The 3,614-nt window shown below is 65.2% G+C and carries 4 protein-coding genes; 3 read left to right on the top strand and 1 reads right to left on the bottom strand.

Translation table 11 applies throughout. The features are described 5' to 3' along the window. The 3 genes from rfbB to ACIQ6O_RS14530 all read left to right on the top strand — a co-directional run. On the top strand, positions 1–836 hold an 836-nt coding region (gene rfbB / locus ACIQ6O_RS14540; protein WP_396208501.1), incomplete at its 5' end, for a dTDP-glucose 4,6-dehydratase. Next, complete coding sequence (gene rfbA / locus ACIQ6O_RS14535) at positions 833–1,750, top strand: glucose-1-phosphate thymidylyltransferase RfbA (RefSeq protein ID WP_396208500.1); 918 nt, start codon at positions 833–835, stop codon at positions 1,748–1,750. The genes rfbB and rfbA, both read left to right, overlap by 4 nt. A gap of 13 nt (positions 1,751–1,763) precedes the next feature. Further along, complete coding sequence (locus ACIQ6O_RS14530) at positions 1,764–3,170, top strand: tetratricopeptide repeat protein (protein WP_396208499.1); 1,407 nt, start codon at positions 1,764–1,766, stop codon at positions 3,168–3,170. Between the two features lie 46 nt (positions 3,171–3,216). Here ACIQ6O_RS14530 and ACIQ6O_RS14525 read toward each other — a convergent pair. Then, a partial coding sequence (locus tag ACIQ6O_RS14525; RefSeq protein WP_396208498.1) for a glycosyltransferase family 9 protein occupies positions 3,217–3,614 on the bottom strand: 398 nt, incomplete at its 5' end.

Genomic DNA, 3,614 nt, shown 5'->3' with positions numbered 1-3,614 from the left:
TCGTGTTTCACCTCGCGGCCGAGTCGCATGTCGACCGTTCCATCGACGGGCCCCGCGCCTTCGTCGAAACGAACGTGATGGGTACGTTCGTACTGCTCGAAGCGGCGTTACGGCACTGGCGTGCACTGGACGACGCACATCGCAGTGCTTTCCGCTTCGTGCACGTGTCCACCGATGAGGTGTTCGGCTCGCTGGGCGATGCTGGTGCATTTACCGAACAGACGCCTTACAACCCCAGCTCCCCGTACTCGGCCACCAAAGCGGCGTCGGATCATCTCGCCCGCGCCTGGCAGCATACGTATGGACTGCCGGTGCTGGTGACGAATTGTTCGAACAACTACGGGCCGCGCCAGTTTCCCGAAAAACTCGTTCCGCACATGATCGTGCGGGCACTCTCCGGGGAGTCCCTGCCGGTGTACGGCACAGGCGCGAACGTGCGGGACTGGCTGCACGTGGAGGACCACGCAGCCGCCCTCGAGCACGTCGCGACCGCTGGCGCAGTCGGCGACACCTATCTCATCAGCGGCCGCAGCGAAGTGCGCAACATCGATCTCGTGCGGCAACTGTGCGCCTGCCTCGACGAGTTGCGCCCGCGTGCCGATGGGACGAGTTACGCCGCGCAGATCACCTTCGTCACCGATCGACCGGGCCACGATCACCGCTATGCCATCGACGCCACCCATCTTGAGCAGTCGCTCGGGTGGCGTCCAACCCATTCACTGACCGATGGCCTGCGCGCCACCGTGCAGTGGTACCTCACCAATGAAGCCTGGTGGCGACGCATCCTCTCGGGTGACTATCGCGCCAACCGGCTGGGTCTTTCGGGGGACGCATGAAAGGGATCATTCTCGCCGGCGGATCCGGCACGCGCCTGTACCCGCTGACGCGCGCGATGAGCAAGCAGTTGCTCCCCGTGTACGACAAACCCATGGTGTACTATCCGCTCAGCACGCTCATGCTGGCGGGTATCCGTGAAGTCCTGGTGATCTCCACCCCCACCGACCTTCCGCGATTCCGCGACCTGCTCGGCGACGGCTCCCAGTGGGGGATGCAGCTGTCGTACGCCGAACAGGCCGTGCCGAACGGTATCGCACAGGCGTTCGTGATCGGCGCCGACTTCATCGGTGACGATTCGGTATGCCTGGTGCTCGGCGACAATATCTTCTACGGTGCTCACTTCGTTCCACGTCTGCATGCCGCCCGCGAGCGGGATCAGGGTGCCACGATCTTTGGCTACTTCGTGCGCGATCCGCGCGCGTATGGCGTGGTGGAGCGCGACGAGCGCGGTCGCGTGGTGTCGCTCGAGGAGAAGCCAGAGCATCCGCGTTCCAATTTTGCCGTGGTGGGGTTGTACTTCTACGACAACAGCGTGATCGATATCGCGCGACAGCTCCAGCCCAGCGCGCGCGGTGAGTACGAGATTACCGACGTGAACAAGGAGTACCTACGCCGCGGCATGCTCAATGTGGAAATGCTGGGACGCGGCACGGCGTGGCTCGATACGGGTACACACGAGTCGCTCCTGCAGGCCTCCACGTTCATCCAGACCATCGAGGAGCGGCAGGGACTCAAGATCGCCTGCCCAGAGGAGATCGCTTTCCGGCTCGGGTGGATCGGTCGCACGCAGCTGCTCTTCCTCGCCCAGCAGCACGGCAAGTCAAGTTACGCGCGCTATCTCGACGATCTCGCCAACGACCGCGGTACCGCCTTCACACCAGATGCGGACAGTTCCGCTTCATTTGCCGCCTGAATCGAGGCCTCCGATGAAATCGTCCGTCCCCCGCTTCACGCCGCCGCGTCCCGCCCGCAAGACCGATAACGCGTGGCAGACCTGGCACGAGCAGGCGCGTAATCTCGTGCGCACCGGCCGTTTGGCCGACGCGATTCCGCTGTTCGTTCGCACTGTGGAAGCCGTACCTCATCTGCACGACCCGCGACGCGATCTGGCCAGCACCTACTACAAGCTTGGCCGGCTCGGCGATGCGTTACGGGAGTTCAATGAAGTGGCGGTACGATTCCCCGATCGCAGTGATGCGGCCAACAACGTGGCGGGGGTGCTGTGCGCGATGGACTATCAGCCGCTCGCGCTCCAGTCCGTGGAGCGCGCCCTGGCGCTCGATCCCACTAATGTGGCGGCGCTGAACAACCTGGCCGAGATCCTGAAACACATGGGCGACTGGGCCGGTGCTCGGGAAGTCTATGCCATGGCTCTCACCCTCGAGCCCGGTAACGCCAAGGGGCGAATGCAGCACGGCATGACGATGGTAGCCCTCGGCGACTGGGCGCAGGGGTGGGCCGAGCTTGAATCGCGCGAGGCCGCCATCAGCGCAGACGTGCTCTTCACGGAGAAGTTCACTTCCCCGCGCTGGACCGGCAACGAGCCGCTCGAGGGTACTCGCCTGCTCGTACAGCACGAGCAGGGCTTGGGCGACAGCATCATGTGCGCGCGGTTTGCGCGCCTGCTTGCCGCGCGCGGCGCCCAAGTGCATTGGCGTTGCCCCGCACCACTGGTGGAACTGCTCGGCACCGTCGAAGGCATGGCCTCCGTCACCGCCACGGGAAGCGCCGTCCCGGTGCATGACCGGCACATTCCCGTGATGTCGCTGCTCGCGGCGCTCGGGATAACCGAACGCACGCTCGACGGCAGTGACTATCTGCGTCCCGCCGGTACGTGTCCGCCGGCTGTCGAATCGCTGTTGCCGCGCGACGGGACGCCGACGGTCTCACTCACGTGGGCCGGCAATCCGCTGCACACGAACGACCACCGGCGGTCGATGAAGGGCGACCTGCTCGCCGATATTCTCGCCATCCCGAATGTGCGGTTCGTGGCCATGCAGAAACATCCGGCCGTACACTCCGTGCTCCCGGCATCGCTACACGAGCGCATCACCGACATCGGTGTGCACTGCCATAGCTTCACCGACTCCGCGCACGCCCTGCGTCGCGTAGATCTGGTGGTGACCGTCGATACGTCCGTGGCGCATCTGGCGGGAGGGCTGGGCGTGCCCACCATCGTCTGTCTTCCCCTCGCCCCCGATTATCGCTGGGGCGCAAAGGGACAGACGACGCCATGGTACGGCAATATGACGCTCCTTCGCCAGCGGGAGGCCATGCAGTGGGGGCCGGCGCTCGACGACATCATGCAGCGGGTGGCGGCACTGCGCGGCTGAATCTTCCGCGTACGGGCGGACGTACATGCACGATCGCGCGGGTGCCTCAGGCGACCCGCGCGTTTCGCTTGTCAGTCATGTGTCCGCGCAACGCCTCGCGCACCTCCACGAGGGTGTCGCGCCATTGGTCCGGCTCACGCTGCCGGAAGGTGCGCATGGAGCGATACCACACTGGCTCACCCGCCCGCTCGGCGGCCCAACGCCAGTCAAGCCCGATGCGCGGAAGCAACAGCCAGCAAGGAACACCAAGAGCTCCCGCGAGGTGCGCCACCGCGCTGTCGACCGCGATGACGAGGTCGAGCTCGCGCAGGACGCGTGCCGTTTCGGCGAAGTCGGTGAGCTGAGCCGCCGCGTCGGTCCAATGCTTGCCCTTGGGTAGCGCGGGCGTCGGACGACCAGCTACGTCACGCGCCTGGAGGTTCACGAAGTGCACATCGGGCACAT

The organism is Gemmatimonas sp. (genome assembly GCF_044345575.1).
In the GTDB taxonomy this organism is placed as follows: Bacteria; Gemmatimonadota; Gemmatimonadetes; order Gemmatimonadales; family Gemmatimonadaceae; genus Gemmatimonas.
Note: the sequence above shows the minus strand (reverse complement) of the source record. Positions and strands in the feature narration are given on the sequence as shown.